Origin of the sequence: Bacillus sp. 2205SS5-2 (assembly GCF_037024155.1) — a bacterium.
Classification (GTDB): domain Bacteria; phylum Bacillota; class Bacilli; order Bacillales; family Bacillaceae_K; genus Bacillus_CI.
In genome coordinates this window covers 1-504 of record NZ_JAYKTS010000036.1, presented here as the reverse complement: position 1 = coordinate 504, position 504 = coordinate 1, and the positions used below count along the sequence as shown (strand labels likewise).

1 rRNA gene (only partly in view) is annotated in these 504 nt (G+C 57.5%); it reads right to left on the bottom strand.

Annotated features, from left to right (window positions below):
* Positions 1-504: ribosomal RNA gene (locus U8D43_RS18075) — 23S ribosomal RNA — on the bottom strand (its annotated part extends 169 nt beyond the left edge of the window); the annotation flags it as partial.

Sequence of the window (504 nt, the reverse complement as noted above, 5' to 3'; positions counted from 1 at the left end):
GCGATGCCTTTGGCAAGACAACTGGTACACCAGCGGTGCGTCCATCCCGGTCCTCTCGTACTAAGGACAGCTCCTCTCAAATTTCCTGCGCCCACGACGGATAGGGACCGAACTGTCTCACGACGTTCTGAACCCAGCTCGCGTACCGCTTTAATGGGCGAACAGCCCAACCCTTGGGACCGACTACAGCCCCAGGATGCGATGAGCCGACATCGAGGTGCCAAACCTCCCCGTCGATGTGGACTCTTGGGGGAGATAAGCCTGTTATCCCCGGGGTAGCTTTTATCCGTTGAGCGATGGCCCTTCCATGCGGAACCACCGGATCACTAAGCCCGACTTTCGTCCCTGCTCGACTTGTAGGTCTCGCAGTCAAGCTCCCTTGTGCCTTTACACTCTACGAATGATTTCCAACCATTCTGAGGGAACCTTTGGGCGCCTCCGTTACTCTTTAGGAGGCGACCGCCCCAGTCAAACTGCCCACCTGACACTGTCTCCCACCCCGAT